The sequence below is a fragment of the Janthinobacterium sp. FW305-129 genome (assembly GCF_020858115.1).
GTDB lineage: Bacteria > Pseudomonadota > Gammaproteobacteria > Burkholderiales > Burkholderiaceae_D > Janthinobacterium.
The window spans coordinates 165,499-181,678 of the sequence record NZ_JACYMM010000001.1 but is presented as its reverse complement, the minus strand read 5'-3'; the positions used below and the strand labels follow the sequence as shown (position 1 = coordinate 181,678).

The 16,180-nt window shown below is 56.5% G+C and carries 14 protein-coding genes; 6 read left to right on the top strand and 8 right to left on the bottom strand.

The features are described from left to right. Positions 1-37: 37 nt before the first annotated feature. Positions 38-2,122 (bottom strand): P-loop ATPase, Sll1717 family, encoded by a 2,085-nt coding sequence (locus IGS61_RS00810; protein WP_230537588.1) that lies wholly within the window; start codon positions 2,120-2,122, stop codon positions 38-40. 440 nt (positions 2,123-2,562) lie between these two features. Here IGS61_RS00810 and ypfJ point away from each other — a divergent pair, with 440 nt between their 5' ends. Next, complete coding sequence (gene ypfJ, locus IGS61_RS00805) at positions 2,563-3,453, top strand: KPN_02809 family neutral zinc metallopeptidase (protein ID WP_230537587.1); 891 nt, start codon at positions 2,563-2,565, stop codon at positions 3,451-3,453. Between the two features lie 41 nt (positions 3,454-3,494). On the opposite strand, the gene IGS61_RS00800 is transcribed toward ypfJ, so the two are convergent. From IGS61_RS00800 to IGS61_RS00780, 5 genes are all read right to left on the bottom strand, one after another. Then, positions 3,495-4,574, bottom strand: coding sequence for a TIGR03118 family protein (locus tag IGS61_RS00800; RefSeq protein WP_230537586.1), 1,080 nt, complete (start codon positions 4,572-4,574; stop codon positions 3,495-3,497). 108 nt (positions 4,575-4,682) lie between these two features. Continuing rightward, entirely contained in the window at positions 4,683-5,447 is a 765-nt protein-coding gene (locus tag IGS61_RS00795) for a substrate-binding periplasmic protein (RefSeq protein WP_230537585.1), read from the bottom strand. Continuing rightward, the gene (gene nadC / locus IGS61_RS00790; RefSeq protein WP_230537584.1) at positions 5,447-6,313 is read right to left on the bottom strand and encodes a carboxylating nicotinate-nucleotide diphosphorylase; all 867 of its coding nucleotides are present in this window, start codon (positions 6,311-6,313) and stop codon (positions 5,447-5,449) included. The genes IGS61_RS00795 and nadC overlap by 1 nt, the downstream gene beginning before the upstream one ends. Continuing rightward, positions 6,310-7,443: a quinolinate synthase NadA gene (gene nadA / locus IGS61_RS00785; RefSeq protein WP_230537583.1), complete on the bottom strand. Its 1,134-nt coding sequence runs from the start codon at positions 7,441-7,443 to the stop codon at positions 6,310-6,312. The genes nadC and nadA overlap by 4 nt, the downstream gene beginning before the upstream one ends. Positions 7,444-7,679: 236 nt before the next feature. After that, positions 7,680-9,278: an ABC-F family ATPase gene (locus IGS61_RS00780; protein ID WP_034756044.1), complete on the bottom strand. Its 1,599-nt coding sequence runs from the start codon at positions 9,276-9,278 to the stop codon at positions 7,680-7,682. Positions 9,279-9,576: 298 nt separating this feature from the next. On the opposite strand from IGS61_RS00780, the gene IGS61_RS00775 reads away from it, so the two are divergent. Both IGS61_RS00775 and IGS61_RS00770 read left to right on the top strand, forming a co-directional pair. Next, positions 9,577-9,825, top strand: coding sequence for a hypothetical protein (locus IGS61_RS00775; RefSeq protein ID WP_230537582.1), 249 nt, complete (start codon positions 9,577-9,579; stop codon positions 9,823-9,825). Between the two features lie 196 nt (positions 9,826-10,021). Continuing rightward, a complete protein-coding gene (locus IGS61_RS00770) occupies positions 10,022-10,564 on the top strand; it encodes a DUF2939 domain-containing protein (RefSeq protein WP_230537581.1) in 543 nt (180 codons plus the stop codon). A 155-nt stretch (positions 10,565-10,719) separates the two neighbouring features. On the opposite strand, the gene IGS61_RS00765 is transcribed toward IGS61_RS00770, so the two are convergent. Continuing rightward, complete coding sequence (locus tag IGS61_RS00765; protein ID WP_230537580.1) at positions 10,720-11,541, bottom strand: restriction endonuclease; 822 nt, start codon at positions 11,539-11,541, stop codon at positions 10,720-10,722. Positions 11,542-12,110: 569 nt separating this feature from the next. Between IGS61_RS00765 and IGS61_RS00760 the strand changes: the two genes are divergently transcribed. Then, on the top strand, positions 12,111-12,758 hold the full coding sequence (locus IGS61_RS00760; RefSeq protein ID WP_230537579.1) for a hypothetical protein: 648 nt from the start codon (positions 12,111-12,113) through the stop codon (positions 12,756-12,758). A gap of 47 nt (positions 12,759-12,805) precedes the next feature. Then, entirely contained in the window at positions 12,806-13,252 is a 447-nt protein-coding gene (locus tag IGS61_RS00755; RefSeq protein WP_230537578.1) for a GNAT family N-acetyltransferase, read from the top strand. A 59-nt stretch (positions 13,253-13,311) separates the two neighbouring features. On the opposite strand, the gene IGS61_RS00750 is transcribed toward IGS61_RS00755, so the two are convergent. Then, the gene (locus IGS61_RS00750) at positions 13,312-14,004 is read right to left on the bottom strand and encodes a DUF3334 family protein (protein WP_086144492.1); all 693 of its coding nucleotides are present in this window, start codon (positions 14,002-14,004) and stop codon (positions 13,312-13,314) included. Positions 14,005-14,438: 434 nt separating this feature from the next. Between IGS61_RS00750 and IGS61_RS00745 the strand changes: the two genes are divergently transcribed. Further along, a complete protein-coding gene (locus IGS61_RS00745) occupies positions 14,439-16,109 on the top strand; it encodes a DUF6138 family protein (protein WP_230537577.1) in 1,671 nt (556 codons plus the stop codon). The last annotated feature ends 71 nt before the right edge of the window (positions 16,110-16,180 follow it).

Below are 16,180 nucleotides of genomic sequence, written 5' to 3'. Positions count from 1 at the left end.
TAATTTAAAATAGTTAAATTAATCGATAATTACCTTATTACCGCCCCTTCTTCTTCACCACACCACCCTGACCATTGGCATAAAGTCGAATGTGATTATCAATATGCTTTGTAAGCGCATCATCTAATGTGTCAAACTTCTGAGGACTTCTAAGTTTAGAAAGAAGAGAAACTAAAAATGATGCAGTTAATTTTACAACCACTTCGTTTTTATTGTAAAATTCACGAAATGCCTCCATCTCACCTCCTTTAGAAAGCTCTTTTTGAGTATCCCGACATATTAAAAATGCGAATCTACCATACTCGTTACCCAAATAAGAAGCACATTGCCTATATTCATTAACAGACATTTTTTCGAAATTTTTTACCTCAAAAATAATTTGTCTAGATGAATAATCTTCCCTAATACGCCGCCAAAACCCTTCCGTGGCCATATTTGTCCCAACAATATCTCTCCTCGCAGATCCATTCCCATTGGGTTTTAATTGAATATTTGTAAGCTTCCCGGCAGAAATAAGCTCAATCGCTCTTTTTGCCCAATCTTCAAACTGAGACGCATCTTCATTTCCCAACTCTATTTTTCCGAGTTCGGCTATCATTCCGCCAATGGACAAATCCCTCTGCTCCTTAACCTCTGATGATATTGTAATATCATACTCATCATATATTTGCTCAGAAATATTCTGATCCGGGAAACCCTTTTTAATTCCAAGCGCACTCCAGTAACAAGGATGAATTAAAAGCATAGAGTTTTGGTCAAATAGTCTCTCTGGCTTTTTCCCATCATGACTAAACACTATATTTCCAGAGGTTTTATCTGCCATACCAATAAAACCCACTCCATAAAGTGCCTTTAGTACCTCCTGTGCAGTTCCAAGTATCTTCAAATGTTGATATACAAGTGGATTTTCATCATTTTGCATAATTTTTTCAATAGCACTACTGGCCTGAAAAACATTTAAGCTAGGACCAAATGGAGCGAGTGACTTAGCTACATCATCAATCCCAGGAAAAACAGAAGAATATTCCTTTCGAAGATCATCGAATCTTATCTCTGAAATATGATTTGCCGAAGCATCTAAATCATCTACAATCAAGACTTTACGACCTTGTTTCTTTGCATTATAAAAAGCGGTATTCAAGAGAGATATTAAATCCCGAGGTCGATAAAGTGTCAATTTAAGACAGCTTTTAAAACCTTCGCGGCCGTGGAGTTCATTAGCAGTAACCGAATTCCAAACTTTCACATCACTTTCCACATCAATAGAAAATGCTTGTCGAATCCTTTTACATACCAAATAAAATAACTCTTGGACATCCCAATGTAATCTCAATACACTTCCTTCAACATTTCGGCTAAAATCCTGATCTGAAATCTGAATAGCCCTAAATATATTATCCCTAAGAAATAATATTGTTCTTATATTTGATGTTTTTGTTCTTAAATCATCAGATCCATAGATAATGCCATCGACTATTCCAATCCCAACCTCATCTGACTCATACCCCTCATCAAGTCGATCAATTAATATCATTACTCTCTTACCAGCCACGCGCAGCAATTCATCCAAATCACAAGTTAGTGAATTTAGATTCAACCTTGTTGCAAGCTCAGATATGCTCTCTTCCGCACTTTCACCTGGAATAATAGCATCATTTAATGTTTTTTTAAGGCGAGAAACAATATTATCACCAAGACCTTTCCATTTTTTAAGTGGAGCATTTAATGCTGACGCGCTTATCATGTTTTGCGTCTTATAATACTGCTCCAACGCGCAACCCAGTTCCATAATCAATGCGTAACGCCATCCTGTTTTTATTGCCGAACGAATTCTCGTTAACGTCTGTCCATATTTTGCTGCTGCGGCACGCAATCCAAAAACATCTTCCTCATTCGGAGCAACAACTATCACGAAATTTTTTTGCGCTTTCCAGTCCTTCATTAATCTATAAGTAAGTGCACTTTTCCCGGTACCTCGGCGGCCCACGACTAAAAATCTACCGTCAGCTTCCGCTAGAATTTTATAGTCTTGCCAATCATAAAATGCCGTATCTAACATATTATGATCATGCTCAGCGCGAACATCACCAAGCAGATTTCCTTTATTTTCTAAGCTACTCATAGAGATCCATAAAGATAAGAAAAATACATAAATTTGTTCTAGTATTACATGGGAGTGCTTGCTTAGGGACATTGACCCCTAAATATGTGCCTGACAACATACCCCTAACCTCTTGGATGTCTCCGTCGAAGTAACTATACCTTGCAGCCATTGCCCAAATGAATGAAAGAACAGTGCAGTGTCATGCTTTGCAGTCGCATTAGGGCTTTCCTAGTTAAGCCCAACCACACAATGACTCACAGCGTAGGCTTTACCGTAGCTCCCATAGCGAGCATCATAACTGTCCGACGTCGATGCCACTATGCTGGATGTTCTCTAAAAAAGCATTGCAATAGCACCGTGTTCACTAGCAGAAACTGAGATAATTGCAACATGTAGCAACAACATCCGCAGCTTGTCACGCGGCATAAGCAAAATCAATCGCAGCAGGAGTAAAGATCATGAAATGGGAAGGCAATCGCGAAAGCGACAATGTGGAAGACCGCCGCGGCGAAGACGGCGGGGGCGGCGGTGGGGGCGGCTTCGGTTTTGGCGGGCGCTCGATCGGCATCGGCACCATCGTCATCGCCCTCGTCGGCTCGTATGTGCTGGGCGTCAATCCCTTGACCTTGCTCAACCTGCTCAGCGGCGGTGGCGGCCAGATCAGCACCCAGCAAAGCCAGGCGCCTGCGCGCCAGGCACCCGCAAACGACGAGATGACCCGCTTCGTGCGGACCGTGCTGGCCGATACGGAAGACACCTGGGGCGCCCTGTTCAAGGCCGAAGGCGGCAGCTATGTCAAACCCAAGCTGGTGCTGTTCTCGGGCAGCATCCCGACGGCCTGCGGCACGGGCCAGAGCGCCAGCGGCCCCTTCTATTGCCCCGGCGACCAGAAAGTCTACCTGGACCTCGATTTCTTCAATCTGATGCAGCAGCGCTTCAAGGTCTCGGGCGAATTCGCGGAAGCGTACGTGATCGCGCATGAAGTGGGACACCACGTGCAAAACCTGATGGGCCTGTCCGAAAAGGTCGACAATGCGCGCCGCACGCAATCGGAGCGCCAGGCCAACGCCATGTCCGTGCGCCTGGAGTTGCAGGCCGACTGCTTTGCCGGCGTGTGGGCATTCCACGCGAACCAGGACCGCAAGATCCTGGAACAAGGCGACGTGGAAGCGGCCCTGAAAGCGGCCACGGCCATCGGCGACGATGCGCTGCAGCGCCAGGCGCAAGGCCATGTCGTGCCGGACTCGTTTACGCACGGCACCTCGGATCAGCGCGTGCGCTGGTTCAGCAAGGGCATCGAGAGCGGCCAGATCAGCCAGTGCAACACCTTCGAGGCGCGCCAGCTGTAAGCATGGCCAGCCCCGTGCCGCCCCGCGGGCGCACGGGGACGTTACTTCACATCGATGCGCCCGTATTGCCCGTGCGCCTCGTCATCCGGCCCGGCCGCATAAAACAGGGTATTCAGAGGCTGATTGTTGAGGCCATTGCCGAAGGCAATCCCCCACAAGCCATCGATCACCAGCGGCGTGCCGTCAGCCTTGCGCAGCGGACCGCCGGCGGCGCCCGTGGACGGGTCATAGGCATTGATCTTGCCGTCGCCAAAATTCCCTATCAATAACATATTGCTGGCCGTGCCGAAATCGGCCGGCGCCAGCGCCATGCCCCAGGGCGCATTCAAGGCCCCGCCGCTCACCAGCCGCTTGAGCAGTGTGCCGCCCGTGTCATACACATTGACGATGCCGAGGCCCGCGCCCGCCTCCTCGTCGTCGCCGCTGGCCTCGCGCATGGCATAGGCGACATAGATGCGCTCGCCGATGGCCTGGATACCGAACGGCGCATAGCCGGCCGGCAAGCTGGGGTCGCTGAAGGCGCCAGGCAAGCTGACTCTGGCGAAATTGGCATCGAAGACGTCGACGCGCCGGTTATGGAAATCGGCCGCATACAGGTAATTGGCGTTCGCATAGCGCGAGATGGCCAGGCCCTTGTAGACGCTGCCGTCCGCGCTGCCGTCGAACACGACCAGGGCCGTCGTCGGGCTGACCGTGGGCGACCAGGCCGAGATGCTGCCGCTTTCGCTGGCGAAGATGAACGGGCTGGGCGCCGTCACGCCGTTCTGGCTCAGCTTGAAGTCCTGCGTGCCGTTGAATACGATGCCCGTCGGGCCGGCCGGCGTGCTGACCACCAGCGACTGCGGTACGCCGTTGCCGTCGTACAAGGTCGACTTCGCTGTGCCATTCGCGGCTACCCAGACGAAACCGCGTGGATTGAAGGCCACGCCCCAGGCGTTGGCGAGGTTGGGGTCCGTGTGCGCGGCCGGCAAGGCCGCCGTGTCGGACACGAGGCTGGTCGCCACATACGTGTTCAGCACTGGCGGCTTGTGGTGGTGATGGCCGCCGCAGGCAAACAGCGCGGCGGCCAGGATGACGGCGAGACAGGCGTAAAGAATCTGCTTGCTGGTATGCGTTCTCATGGCGTTCCCCTTCTGCGCGATGGACAGAATTGCGCTGCCTGTCATCAGGGTATAACCAGGCCGGGCAGGACGCTTGAGGCGTGTCAAACACAGGGAAGATAGGCCGTGTCAGGGCATGCCGACGTCGTAGCGCTTGCCCAGCCGTTTCAGTTCGCCCGTCTCGATCAGGCTATTCAATTCCTGGTCGAACTGCAGGCGCAGCTTGTCGAAAGCAGGCGAGCGGGGATAGGCGAAATAGCCATTTTGGATTTCTATGACTTTGGGCAAGGGTTTCACCTGGCGGCCATAGCCGAGCCGGGCAATCACGGGGTCGGTATTGCGGCGGTTGCTGACGAAGACGTCGACGTGGTTGTGCACCAGCATCTTCAAGCCATTTTCCACGTTATTGGCCACGCTGACCTGCAAGCCGGGCCGGACTCTTTCCCAGTCCGCGCCATAGGCCCAGCCATTGAGCAGCACCACCCGGCGCTGCTTCAGCGCCGCGTAGTCGCCATCCCAGCCGAAACTGGCGTCCTGGCGCGTATAAAAGACCATCTGGTCCTGGTAAAACGGCTTGTCGGAAAACGCCATGCTGGCGATGCGCTCGGGCGTCTTGTAGGGGCCGATCAGGATATCGGCCTGCCCCTGCACCAGCATGGCTTGCGCGCGCGCCCACGGCACCATGCGAAAACGCACGGTATTGCCCGTGCGCGCCGCCAGCAGGCGCAGCAGTTCCGCGCCCAGGCCGCCATACTCGCCGCTGTCCTGGTATTCGAAGACGCGCTCGAACTGCGCGCCCACGGCCAGCAGCTCGCGCGCCTGCGCGTGCAAGGGCACGGCCAGGGCCGGCCACAGCAGCGCCAGGGCCAGCAGGCGCCGCCCCGCTCCTCTCATCAGCCGACGATGCGCAAGGAGTAATCGGTGGCCTGCACATCCTTGGTCAGGCTGCCGATCGAGATGCGGTCCACGCCCGTTTCGGCAATGGCGCGCACGGTGTCGAAGTTAATGCCGCCCGACGCTTCGAGCAAGGCGCGGCCGTTGGTAAGGGCCACGGCCTCGCGCATCATGTCGTTGCTGAAGTTATCGAGCAGCACGGAGACGGCGCCCGCGTCCAGCGCTTCCTGCAATTGCGCCAGGGTTTCCACCTCGATTTGCACGGGCACGCCCGCATCGAGGTTGCGCGCGTTTTCCAGGGCCTGGCTGACGCCGCCCGCGGCCGCGATATGGTTTTCCTTGATCAAAATGCCGTCGTACAGGGCCAGGCGCTGGTTCTTGCCGCCGCCCACGCGCACCGCATACTTTTGCGCCAGGCGCAGGCCAGGCAGGGTCTTGCGCGTGTCCAGAATGGAGGCTTTCGTGCCGGCAACCACGTCGACATAGCGGCGCGTGGCCGTGGCCACGGCCGACAGCAGCTGCAGGAAATTGAGGGCGCTGCGCTCGGCCGTCAGCAAGGCGCGCGCCGGCGCCTCAATCGTGCACACGACGCTGTCGGCCGTCATCATGTCGCCTTCGGCATAATGCCAAACGATGTCGATGCTGCGGTCCAGGCTTTTCATGATGCCTTCGAACCACGGCGCGCCGCACAGCACGGCCGCTTCGCGCACGATGACACGCGCCGTGACGATGTGGTCGGGCGGCACCAGCTCGCCCGTCAGGTCGCACTGGCCCACGTCTTCCAGCAAGGCGGCCAGCAGATTGCCCTCGAACGCGCGCGCCAGGGCGGGGTCAAAGGGAGCGAAAGAATTAACGAGGGTACTCATGCTGGACCGATTCCTTGGAACAATTTAGTTTCTTTTGCCAGGTCCGCGCCCGGCTGCAAGCCTGCCTTCTTGGCGGCGGCGAAGTCGAGCATGCGATTGATCGAACGCACGGCCAGCTGGCCGACGGCAGGATCGACGTGGATTTCGTTGTGCATGTTTTCCAGCGTTTGCGCCAGGTTCAGCAAGCCGTTCATGGCCATCCACGGGCAGTGCGCGCAGCTTTTGCACGTGGCGCTGTTGCCGGCCGTGGGCGCCTCGATGAAGCGCTTGCCGGGCGCGGCCGCGCGCATCTTGTGCAGGATGCCGTTGTCGGTGGCGACGATGAAAGTGTCCGTGTCCATGGTTTGCGCTGCCGCAATCATTTGCGACGTGGAACCGACCATATCGGCCAGCGCCACCACGTTCGCGGGCGACTCCGGATGCACGAGCACCTTGGCTTGCGGATACTCTTCCTTGAGCAAATCGAGTTCGATGCCCTTGAATTCGTCGTGCACCAGGCAGCTGCCTTGCCACAGCAGCATGTCGGCGCCCGTTTCCTTCTGGATGTACGAACCCAGGTGCTTGTCGGGTGCCCAGAGGATTTTCTTGCCCTGCGCATGCAGGTGGGCCACGATGTCGAGGCCGATGGACGACGTCACCATCCAGTCCGCGCGCGCTTTGACGGCCGCGCTGGTGTTGGCGTAGACAACGACGGTACGGTCCGGATGGGCGTCGCAGAAGGCCGTGAATTCATCCACCGGGCAGCCGAGGTCGAGCGAACAGGTCGCGTCGAGGTCAGGCATCAGGACGGTTTTTTCGGGGCTGAGGATCTTGGCCGTTTCGCCCATGAAGCGCACGCCGGCCACGACCAGGGTCTTGGCCGGATGGTCGCGCCCGAAGCGGGCCATTTCCAGCGAGTCGGAGACGCAGCCGCCCGTGGCTTCCGCCAGGTCTTGCAGGTCAGCATCAACGTAATAGTGGGCAACGAGCACGGCTTCGCGCTCGGTCAGCAAGCGCTTGATGCGCGTGATCAGTTCGGCTTTTTCAGCCGGGGATGGCGTCGCTGGCGTGCGTGCCCAGGCGTGGGCAGTGCAGCTGGCTCCGTCTTGCGGGTGTTCGTACTCGACGGATTTGATGGCTAAAGTTTGCATGGCTGTGTCAAACAAAAACGGGATAGACCGGCACGATTGCAATAAAGCAGGTGCGCCGGAACGAAATAACCGCGGCGCGTCGGTGTGGTGCTGCCAGAGTACACCACCAGCTTTCCAAACGCCTGATAAAACCGTAGCGAGCGGCAGCGATTTGTGGCCGAGAAGCGCAACCGTGCTAAAGCACGGTGAGCATCACAGGCCGCAAAGCGCGACGCGCAGTAGGTTTGATCAGGCGTTTAATCGATACCCTGGCTCTTGAGATAGTCTTCGTAGTTGCCGCGGTAATCGACCACTTCATCTTCCTTGATTTCGATGATGCGGTTGGCCAGCGAAGAGACGAATTCGCGGTCATGCGACACGAAGATCAGGGTGCCCGCGTATTTTTCCAGCGCGATGTTCAAGGATTCGATCGATTCCATGTCCATGTGGTTGGTCGGTTCATCGAGCATCAGCACGTTGTGGCGGCCCAGCATCAGCTTGCCGTACATCATGCGGCCCTTTTCACCACCGGACAGTACCTTGACGGCCTTCTTGACGTCGTCGCCGCCGAACAGCAAGCGGCCCAGGATGGAGCGCACGGCCTGGTCGTCGTCGCCCTCTTTCGTCCACTGGCCGATCCAGTCGGTCAGGTTCGTATCCTTGGCGAAATCTTCCGTCGGATCTTGCGGCATGTAGCCCACGTTGGCGTTTTCCGCCCACTTCACGCGGCCCTGGTCCGGCTGCAGGCCGGCGATGTCGCCCGCGATGCAGCGCAGCATGGTGGTCTTGCCGGCGCCGTTGGCGCCGATGATGGCGATGCGTTCGCCCGCTTCGACCATGATGCTGAAATTCTTGAACAGCTGGCGATCGAAGCCTTTCGAGATATTCTCGACTTCCACGGCCAGGCGGTGCAATTTCTTTTCGCCGTCGAAACGCACGAACGGATAGGCGCGCGACGATGGCTTGATGTCGTCGACCTTGATCTTTTCGATCTGCTTGGCGCGCGACGTCGCCTGGCGGGCCTTCGATTTGTTCGCGGCGAAGCGGCGCACGAATTCTTGCAATTCCGCAACCTTGTCTTTCGCTTTCGCGTTGTTGGCCAGCTGCTGGTTGCGCGCCTGGGTCGAGGCGAACATGTATTCGTCGTAGTTGCCCGGATAAATCTTCAAGGTGCCGTAATCCATGTCGGCCACGTGGGTGCACACCTGGTTCAGGAAGTGGCGATCATGGGAAATGATGATCATGGTGGAATTGCGCTCGTTGAGCACGTCTTCCAGCCAGCGAATCGTGTTGATGTCCAGGTTATTCGTCGGCTCGTCGAGCAGCAGGATGTCCGGATTCGAGAACAGCGCCTGCGCCAGCAGCACGCGCAGCTTCCAGCCAGGCGAGACATTGCTCATCGGACCTTGGTGCAGGTCGATGGCGACGCCGGCGCCCAGCAGCAGTTCGCCGGCGCGCGATTCGGCCGTGTAGCCGTCGTATTCGGAAACCTTGCCTTCCAGTTCGGCGGCCTGCATGTAGTCGTCGTCCGTCGCTTCCGGGTTCGCGTAGATCGCGTCGCGTTGCTGGATGGCGGCCCACATTTCCGTGTGGCCCATCATGACGACGTCGAGCACGCGCATGTCTTCAAACGCGAACTGGTCCTGGCGCAACTTGCCCAGGCGCTCGTTGGTATCGAGCATGACGTTGCCGCCCGACGGGTCCAGGTCGCCGCCCAGGATCTTCATGAACGTCGACTTGCCGCAGCCGTTCGCGCCGATCAAACCATAGCGGTTGCCGTCGCCGAACTTGACGGAGATATTCTCAAACAATGGCTTGGCGCCAAACTGCATCGTAATGTTAGCTGTAGAAAGCATTAGTGAGGTCTTTATCCAGTGAAAACAGGTAGTTAGGTACTTTTCTCCCATTATACAGTACGCACCCCCTTCCCTCTATAGCGCCCCGAGGAAACCGCCAGCGGCGGCTAGCAGCAAGGGCAACGCCGCCATGCCGATCAAGGAAGGCGTCACACCGATGGCCGATATTTCACTCAAACAACCCTACCATCCGCTCTCGCAATATTGCCAAAAAAAATATCATAGCAAATGAGCCATGTTTTGCTACAATCAACTCACCCTCTTCAACGAATGTGTATCATCACGAAAGGTAATAAGCATGAAATTGTTTTCTGATTTTTGTTATTTATTAATCAGTATTTCTGCATTGTCGCTGGCTGGCTGTGCCACCCCCGAACCTGCAGCTGAAAATGGCGCGCCCAAGCTCGCTGCCCGCAAATGCAATGCCAGCGTATCGCTCGGCACCATGATTGCCAAGAATTGCGGCGACACCACGGAAGCAAGGAACATTGACCCCAAGGAATTCCTCGACGCGATGCAGTCCCCTGGGACAATTCAAAGCAAATAATAGTCCGCCCTGCATCAGACCGCTGCGCTGGCACCCCGCCTTCTCCAGGCCGGACGTGACAAGCGCATCGCTTGCCTCCCCGATAACGCCCTGCGACACAACCGTGTCCGCAGCACAGGCCATCATGGCCCCGCGCCGCCATGCACGCAGTAAAATGGCACGGCGCCCCCATCACTTACCACCGCACAGGCATCAGTTGAAAAAAATCACCCTCGCCGCCGTCGCGGCCGCCATTGCCCTGGCCGCCACCGCCTACGCGTCGCCGTACTACGCCTTGCACCAAATCAAGAGCGCGCTGGCCGAGCGCAACGCCGAGGCGCTGGCCGCACACGTGGACTTCCCCGCCCTGCGCGCCAGCGTCAAGACGCAGCTGGAAGCCGGCATGGCCCGCAGCATCGAAGCGACCGCCGGCAGCGACAATCCGCTGGCCGCCCTGGGGCAAAGGGTCGCCAGCGCCATGCTGGGCAAGATGGTCGACGCCATGGTCTCGCCCGCCGGCGTCGTCGCCCTCGTCAACAAGAGCGCCGTCAGCCCGCAAACGGATGCGAATGCCGATGCCCCGGCCGAGGGCGCGCGGAAAAAGGCCGATTATTCGGCAGGCTATGCCGGCGTGAACACCTTCGTCGTGCGCGCCAAGGATGGCGATGCGCAGCAAGGCGCGCTGGTCCTGCTGCGCCATGGCGTGTGGGGCTGGAAGCTGAGTTCGATCGAGATTGCGTCGGCGATGGCCGGGAGGTAGGTGGCTGAGGGCGTGAGACAAGGCCAGGAGCGATCACAACAACAAAAAGCTGGCCTGACTCCTATCTTTCAACTTCAATAGATGAATGCCGCACGTAATCAATGCACATCCCTGTCGGAATCGAAGAATTCAGGCAATAATAAAGAAAGAAAAGCTTAGCGGCGATTGCGGCGCAACATCGCAAGCCATCGATGAAGTCCCTTGGACGCTGCTGGCCGTATGATAGGCTCCATTAAAAAGTCACGGTTGATGCTTTCTGCATCGGTTGCATGTAGCAACAGCTTGCCATCAGCCTCCGGAGGATCTATGACAAGTCCAATTGGCATGTTGCGCAATAAGGCGGAGGCAAGGAAACCCCGCAACTTATATTGCGGCATACCGTAGACTTTTAGTTCATTCTTATTAGGAAGAAACTCCAAATAATCTTCGGCATGTTTCTTTGAAATAAACAATGGCAGCTTTACGGGGAAACTTTCAGGAAAGGCATAGAAGTCACCATCTGGAGCTTGCTCGCGTTTATCAAGTACGGCAATGTACCAGAATGGCTCCCCCATGCAGTTTTCCTCAGGAATAAACGCGGCCAAGATCCTTTGCCCAAGCAACTGTCCAAGCGTAGGAAGATCTTGCTCTTTGAGCATGAGAATTCCATGCCGATCACCAACTTCAATTGCCCCGGATTGATACCCTTTCCGTGATATAAAAACACCCACCAACTCGTCACCAATATTTTTTATTTTCTGATGAAAAAGCAAGACCTGTCCCTGATCAACAGGCTTATTCCAATCCTTACATTCAATCGCGACGCGATGCCGCACTCCCGCATGAAGGAATTCATAGTAAATATCGATCTCATAGGACTCACGCTCACTTATTCTAAATTTCGTATTTTTTGAAACCTGGATGCGTTCGCCTCTAAGATTCAAGATGGATTGATACACAAAGTGAACATAGCTTTCAAAACTTGCTCCATCCTTCATTAAATTTACTCCTCTTTAACCAAAATGCATTATTCTTGAGGCAAGAATCCCTCTCGACGCTTAGAGCGCCATTCTAATGGTATTTTTAGAAGTTCAATACCACGATCGCAAATATCCCGCCCCACATAAAAAATGCTTATTTCCGAAATTTAAGTGCAACACGCTCAAATTGATACATCTGGCAAGCCCAAGCACGATCGCTATCAACCACAATCTTGATATTGGCACCGCCGTGGATTGGCACGGAGATGGGAAATAATATGCCACTCATCTACCGATCCATCACGTGCAGCCTGGCTCAGATTGGCCGACACATGAGATGAGCAATGGCAATTGGCAATAAATTTTTTGTCGACGACAGCGTTCATCCGGAGAACAAACAAAAACAGTACTGGTCTTTTGTTGAAAAAATATAAATGCAAACTACTAACTCCATATCGTACGCGCCACTTACTTCATCAATGCCAGAATGCATATAATCTCAATCCTTGCTGCGGTACAGAACTAATTGACGCGCCAGCTCAACCCCACGAGGCTGTATGCTCCCAAAAAATGCTTTTATACTTGCCATGGCACTCGGCCTTGCCGGCGCCGCGCCCTGCGCCCACGCCCTCGATGGCACAGCCGGGAGCAGCCACTCGGTTGCCTCGCGCATGCAGGCGGAAACGTCCAGCGCCGCCGATCCCGGCGCGCCCGCGCCGCTGCCCGTGCCCAGCGACATTTCGCTGGCAGAACTGGAGCGCCGCCTGGCGCTGGGCCAGGCGCAAAGCGCCGAAAAGCACTGGAGCAGCGCGCTCGACCCGGCGGTATTGACGGCCCTGGCGCAACAGATGGGGTGCCGCGATATCGTCGGCGTGCATCCGTTCGGTTTCCCGCTGGACCGGACGCAGCCTGCCGTCCTGAGCGGCGCGCACCTGCTGGCCCGCTGCCCGGAGCGGGCTTACGTGACGATCACGGCGATGTCGATGGCGGGCAAGGCGGGCAAGCGCGTCACCCTGAGCCCGCAGGCGTTCAGCCACACGGTCGATGGCAGGCCGGCGCGGCGCCTGTATTACAAGGCGCCCAACGGACGCCAGAAGGAATCACTGACCATCATCGACGGCAGCTATGCGTATGCGCTCGAATACTGGTCGCTCGATGATAGCCAGCAGAGCGGCATGGTGGGCATGCGCCGCATGGAAACATTGACGTTGCCGCAACAAGCCGGGCAAAATTAGTCAAAATACTGTATATTCATACAGTTATCGACCATTTCCTGTCCGCCATGCCCGCCAACCCGCACCACGCCTTGCCCTACACCATTTCCGTCAGCGCCACGATCGACGCGGAAGTCGAGCAAACCATCCTCGACGGCTTGAACGCCTATAACGATGCCATCACCGGCTATAGCGACAGGCAGGTATTGAGCGTGGTCGTGCGCGACCGCAACAGCCAGCGCGTGCTGGGCGGCGCCATGGGCCGGACCTCGCTGGGTTTGCTGTTTCTCGATTTGTTTTATTTGCCCGCCACCTTGCGGGGGCTGGGCCTGGGCAGCCAGGTACTGGCGCAATTCGAAGAGGAAGGACGCCGGCGCGGCTGCGGCTCGGCGGTGCTGTACACCATCAGTTTCCAGGCGCCCGAATTTTACGAGCGCCGCGGCTGGCGCCGCTTCGGCGAGATTGCCTGCAGCCCCGAAGGGACGAGCCGGGTCTTCATGAGCAAGACCCTGTAGGCTGCATATGGCAGCGGCCGGCGGCAAACCTGCCGCCGGCCGCTCCCGGAGACATCCGCTTACATGCCCAGCGACTTGAGCAGGTCGGCGTTGTCGTCGTCTTCCGGCTCCGCCGCAGGCGCGGGGACCGTTTCCCGTTCGCGGTTCGCGTATTCGCTATCCATCAGCGAATCGGCGTCGACTTCGCGCGAATCGAAATCGTGCAGCTTGATGAACTCGGTACGGTCGATCGCCAGTTCCAGATAGAAAATATTGTTCTTTTCCGTGTAGAAAGTGACGCGGCGCATTTCCGGCCGGTCCAGCGGCGTGTCGACGCTGAGCATCACCTGCTTGTTCAGCACCAGCATCTTCGGCTGGCTCTGGGTGATGTTCGTTTGCAATTCACGGCGTACCTTGCCAGTGAAATCGCCCACGATCTGGTTCATCAGCTCGCCCATGATGTTCGACACTTCGTCCGAAGTGTAGAAGCTGGCCAGCTCCGACTTCGGCATACCCATGTGCAACATGTAGCGCTCGTAGATTTCCATCGCCGTATCGGCGGCAAAATTGAGCACCACCAGGCCCGTGAAACCGCCATCGAACATGACGAAACAGCCGATGTCCGGCTTCAGGCCCGTCTTGGTGATGCGCTGCACCATGCCTGAATAATTGACCTTGCTTTGCGTTGCAACGTTGAGCACCCGAACCACCGAGTTGCACAAACTCATCAACAAATCTTCTGTACCGTACACAACATCCTTTTCTGCATCCATGAGCAACCTCTCCTACTATTTTAAAGATGACAGCACTGTTCCCTGCCCGCCGCGAGCCGAAACACGACCGTTTCGCTCAGCAAGCGGACGACTTCACCTTTGCATGCCTGACCTTGCGTGGCAGTGCGCGCCGCATTGCCGCGGACGTGGACCGCCCTCTTACCTTTTTCTGTATAGAAATAAGTATCAGATGCGCAGAATACCCAGATGTAACATTTCCGTCCAGCCATACCTGCATTTACTTGATGATCTGTGCAGAAATACAAAAGCGGCGTTGCCATACGCCGCAAAGCGGCCAGGCATGCAACATTATGCGAAAGATCACGCTCTTCGCCCGCCCCGGACACCGTTGCGCGCGGCGCGCCGCGGCGGCATGTTTTATACTGCCGCGCATCAATAGCGCAAACGCAACATGAATGGAGAGGCAACAGACGATGAGCACACTGCAAGAACAGGCAACGGCGGAAATGACGGCGGCAATCGAAGCGTGGTTTGCCGAGCGCCTCAAGCGCACCGACCTGGAAGCCGCCGTGAAGCGGACAACCTTGCAAATGGGAATCTTTAACGATTTCCTGCTCGACTACAAACCGGGACGCACCACGGCCGACGATTTCCATCTGGCCGATACCGAGGATGTCGCACCGAGGACGCCATCGCGCCTCGATGAAGCCGTCGTGCGCGACAGCATCGCGCCCCGGCTGGCCGCCCTCGTGCGGGCGAAGCTGGAAACACTGGCCGACACGCCCTTCGTCGATTACCGCTTCAGCTTTCGCGGCAAGTTCCAGACGGCGCAGGGCATGCTGCACCTGAACCTGCTCGAGTATGTCAACGCAGGCAAGCGCCAGACATTGCTGGAGAACATACGCGCGTATGTCGCGCAAAAACTCGAGCACGGCAACCGTCCGACGAAAAAGCTGGAAACCTTCTTCCTGGCGCGCCACCTGCTCGATCCCCACCTGTTCCCTCAACCCGATATCGCCTGGACGATCACCCAATTCGAGCGCATCGAGCAACTGAACAAGTCACGGCCACAGGCGCTGGCAGAACACCGCAGCGATATCATCCAGGCCGTGTCGGCGTGGGCGGAAAAGCAGTTCCTGCCGCAGTTCTATGATATGCAGCAATCAAGCTACCGTGCCACCGAATACACCCTGAAAACGGGCGCGGCGCTTGACAGGCAGGCGCTGGCGCCCATCGACCTGCTGCTGTACGGCGCCGTCATGATCTTGCGCCATGAACCGAGCTATGCCAAATCGACAGGCCTGAAATTCCTGGAAATCGCGCGCGAACTGGGCAGCGAGCGGGCCGTGCGCATGCTCAAGGAAGGCAGCGGCACTTTCGCGCCCGACGCCATCCACCTGAAAAATGCCCAGCTGGAATGCCGCGCCAACGACGTGTTTGCCACCATCACCATCAGCATCGCCCGCGAAGAGGAAGGCGCGTATGCGCAGGCGCTGGCCTTCATCACGCATTTGCTGAGCAACGGTTTCCCGAAAAGCTACCAGATCAAGCTCAAGTCCAAGGTCAAGGAATATCTTCCCTTGAAAGGCCTGGCCAGGTCCGACACGCACCGCTTCTTTGCCAACGCCCTCGCCCATCCCGCCCTGCAGCCGCAGCTGGCAGCGTATGCGCGCGCCGCCATCGAGCAATTCGAATTCTATGCCGACACGGAAGGCGAAAAGAATTGCATGCCCGGCAGTTACGCCACGTTCGGCCTGGGCTTGCTCGACGCCCGTTATTTCCCGCTGGTGCAGCACTACATGGCCAACGTCGACGAGGAACACCAGTCCGTGCAGGACCAGTTCACGGCGGCCTTTGCCGAAAAGCATGGCGTCACGCCAGACTCCGCTCCCGTGCTGGCGGCGTGCCTGCGCGCGTGCACGGATAACGCAAAAGTAAAAATCCAGGCGGAACTGGAAGATGTGGAGAAACTGGAGTTATTCTGCCAGCAACTGCAGGGGCTGGACGGCTATCTGGTCGAGCACATGCTGTATCCCATCTGGGGCAAGCTGGAAAAACTGGCCACTTTGGCGCGCAAGGCCCAGGGCCGGCGCAAGGAGCTGCTGCTGGCCCTGGTGCAAGCGGCGAGCAAGACGCACGCCTAAAGTGTGCAACGTTATGACTTTCACCATCTATAATGCGCGCGCCAGAGTTGCTATAAAGCATCTTTTGGCGC